This is a genomic window from Kitasatospora sp. NPDC098663 (genome assembly GCF_044760075.1).
GTDB lineage: Bacteria > Actinomycetota > Actinomycetes > Streptomycetales > Streptomycetaceae > Kitasatospora.
Map to the genome: position 1 here is coordinate 1 of NZ_JBIWAP010000123.1, position 3,375 is coordinate 3,375.

Below are 3,375 nucleotides of genomic sequence, written 5' to 3' on the forward strand. Positions count from 1 at the left end.
AGCTACCTCGCCGGCCTCCATCTCCGGGCCTCGATGATCTGGATCAAAGAGCTCACCCGGAACAGCCATTGATCACAACCCAATACCCGCCCTAGTGGTACCAGTCGTCTCCGCCATCGGCGAGTGAGCGTGCGAGGTAGTCCCGGAGGTCGCGGGCCACCCAACGGCGGCTGTCGGTCTCATGCTCCCAGACGAAGATGTCTGGCCTCCGTGGCGTCTGCACGAAGGCGAACTGGTCGCCGCCGTTGTCTCCGAAGAACAGGAGCGCGTCGAACGGCATGTACAGCTGGGCGAAGGAACTGTCCGAGCGGAAGTAGAGGTTCTGCTCGACGATCTGCTCGATGCCCCAAACCGTGTCCACGCTGGTCTGCCCGACGATCCCGTCGCTCTCCAGCAACAACTGCTTTAGCCCGGCCGGCAGCTCTTCCCCGAGCTTCCCCTCCGCCTCGACCAGGACCGAATCGTCGGTGGGCTCCCTGAAACCAGCGTCGGGGAACACGCCACGGGCTACTTGTCTCCACATGATCCGGAAGCGTAGTCATCCCGGACGACAAACTCACGCGGGACGAACCACGCCTCCTGGGGGCGCTGAGGGCCGTGGCCACGGCCACCTAGGGCCAGTTCACCGACTGTCATGTGTGGCCTCAAGACATAGGTGACATGAGAGTCTCAGTAGTTCATTGACAGTTGTCCCGGGACATCCTTGACGCTGTCGCGGGGCCTCCTTGATCATTGGTCGCTGTGACTGAGGGGGACGACGCTGCTGGGCAGGGTCCGGGCTGGCTGGTCGAACAGCGATACCGGGCGGTTCTTGAGGTGCTCGACGGCTCGCCGGTCAGCGAGGTGGCGGTGCGCTACGGGGTCTCCCGCCAGACGGTCTATACGTGGAAGGCCAAGCACGAGGCCGACGGCCTGGACGGGCTCAAGGAGAAGTCCCGGCGGCCGCGCACGAGCCCGAACCGGCTCCCGGCCGAGACCGAGGCGCTCGTCTGCGAGATACGCCGAGCCAACCCGCGCTGGGGAGCCCGCCGGATCGCCTACGAGATCGCGCGGACCGGCACGACCCCGGCGCCGTCACGGGCGACCGTGCACCGGGTGCTGGATCGCACCGGCCTGATCCGGCACCAGAAGCAGCAGCACCGGCGCAAGTACCGGCGTTGGCAGCGCGAGACGCCGATGCACCTGTGGCAGATGGACCTGGTCGGCGGGATCTACCTGGCCGACGGCCGCGAGTGCAAGATGCTCACCGGGATCGACGACCACTCCCGGTTCGTCGTCGTCTCCACGGTCCTCGCGGTGCCGTCCGGGCGGGCCGTCGCGGACGCGTTCGTCCGCGCCATGCGTATCCACGGCGTGCCGACCGAAGTGCTGACCGACAACGGCAAGCAGTTCACCGGCCGCTTCACCAAGCCCCGCCCGGCCGAGGTGCTGTTCGAACGCGTCTGCCGGGAGAACGGCATCACCGTCAGGCTGATCAAGCCCTACTCACCGACCACGACCGGGAAGATCGAACGCTGGCACCAGACCCTGCGGCGAGAGCTGCTGGACGTCGCCGGCCCGTTCTCCGACCTGCCCGCCGCTCAGGCCGCGGTCGACGCCTGGGTCCGCACCTACAACACCGACCGCCCGCACCAGGCGCTGGACATGGCTACCCCAGCCAGCCGGTTCCGGCCCAACCCTCCGCCGGAACCCACGACCGTCGTCCCCGTGGTGAGTCCCGACGCAGAGCCCGGGCTCGTCGCCGAACCGCAGCCGTCCGCACTGCTGATGCCGACGTCCGCGCCGGCCTTGGAGTTCGAGACCGTCGTCACCCCCAGCGGCCACGTTGGCGTCCTGCCTCGGGTCCAGCGGGTCCGATTCGGCAAGGACCACGCCGGACGCCGGGTCCACGTCTGGGCCGACGAGATCACCATCCACATCAGCCTCAACGGCAAGCTCGTCAAGACCGCCGCGTCGCGACTTGGGCCGGAGGACCTGCGGGAGCTCGCGATGCGCGGTGCGGTCGAAGCTGGGCCGTCACCAGCTGCCGCCCCTGTCCGACCGGGCCAGGTGGACCCCGGCAGGGTCATCGAGGCCGACCGGAACGTCAACCAGTTCGGCATAGCCCTGCTCGGCAAGGAACGCGTGAAGATCGGCTACGAGCTGGCCAACTGTCGCGTCACCCTGCGACTCGACGGGCAGCTCATGCACGTGATCCACGACGGCGTGCTGGCCAAGACCCTGCCCTCCCCGATTGACGCCGCACAACGCGCCGGACTACGCGGGGCCAAGGTCGCCTCCGGCGAACTACCTGCGCCCGCCGTCGGCGCGATACGCGTCGAGCGCAAGGTCCCCGCCGACGGCGTCATCATGGTCGCCCGCCAGCGGCTCCGCGTCGGCCGCACCTACGCTGGCGAGCTCGTCACCGTCCACGTCGAGGACACCTACTTCCGCATCACCCTCAACGGCGCCGACCTCGCAGTCCACCCCCGCAAGAACCAGCACCCCGTCACCCGCTTCAGGGCCAAGATCCACGCACCGAAGCTCTGACGCGCTGTTGCCCATCACCTGAGACCGTCAACGATGTCCCGAGGCCAAGCTGTCAACAAAGTCCTGAGCCCTCACAGAAACCACTCCAACTGGGGAATTTCGTGATCGCTGACACGTGGGCGGCATCGACGTGGTGACGCTCCTCGAGGGCGTCGACGGCGGCGCGGACGGCCGTGCGCTCGAGGCCTTCGGGGAGGTCTCGGCGGCGGCGGTTGAGAACGTCGAGGATTCGGACCTGGCCGGCGCGCAGCTGGCAGTGCACCCCGGCCGCCGCACTGCCCACCTCACCCGGGCGGACCGGGATCGGCGGGCAGTGCGGGGTACAGGTGTGGTCAGAGCGGGCGGGTGGCCACCTTGCCGTCCTCGGCGAGCAGCATCAGCCAGACGACCCGGCATATCGGTGTCCCCTCGATGGTGGTGGCGGGAGGCGTCCCGGCCGGAGTCACTTGCTCTCGCCCCACGCGGTGTATGCCTGGCCGCGGGCGGCGGCCGGTTTCGCCGGACCCGACCGTACACCGGTGGCGGCGGCGAACTCGGCGGCGTACCTGAGTACATGGTCCCTGTCGGCCAGCCGTCGCAGGTCCCTCTCGGCGATGGTCTTGGCTTTGATCTCGGCGCCGCAGGAAGTGCTGGGCAGAGCGTTCATACACCGCTCCAGGTCGTGCGTCAGCAAGTGCTCATGCCAGACCCCGTAGAGGCCGGGGTCGGGCGCGTCGTCGACGGCGGCGACCAGCCGGCGCCAGGCCCCGTCGTCGGGGTCGACCTTGAGGTTCTCGGCCGCGAGGTACTCGGGCAGGCCCGCGGCGCGCACGCCGCGGCGCATGGCGCGCACGGCCATCTCAGGCA

3 protein-coding genes are annotated in these 3,375 nt (G+C 68.9%); 1 reads left to right on the forward strand and 2 read right to left on the reverse strand.

Translation table 11 applies throughout. From position 1 onward, the window contains the following. Window positions 1-91 precede the first annotated feature (91 nt). Window positions 92-499 carry an SMI1/KNR4 family protein gene (locus tag ACIQVZ_RS42315; protein WP_402458491.1) on the reverse strand — a complete coding sequence of 136 codons (408 nt, stop codon included), beginning with the start codon at window positions 497-499 and terminating at the stop codon, window positions 92-94. Window positions 500-741: 242 nt separating this feature from the next. Here ACIQVZ_RS42315 and ACIQVZ_RS42320 point away from each other — a divergent pair, with 242 nt between their 5' ends. Then, window positions 742-2,529 (forward strand): IS481 family transposase, encoded by a 1,788-nt coding sequence (locus tag ACIQVZ_RS42320; protein WP_402458494.1) that lies wholly within the window; start codon window positions 742-744, stop codon window positions 2,527-2,529. A 442-nt stretch (window positions 2,530-2,971) separates the two neighbouring features. Here the strand turns inward: ACIQVZ_RS42320 and ACIQVZ_RS42325 are convergent. Then, window positions 2,972-3,375, reverse strand: a 404-nt coding sequence (locus tag ACIQVZ_RS42325; RefSeq protein WP_402458497.1) for a hypothetical protein, incomplete at its 5' end; no start/stop codon positions are given.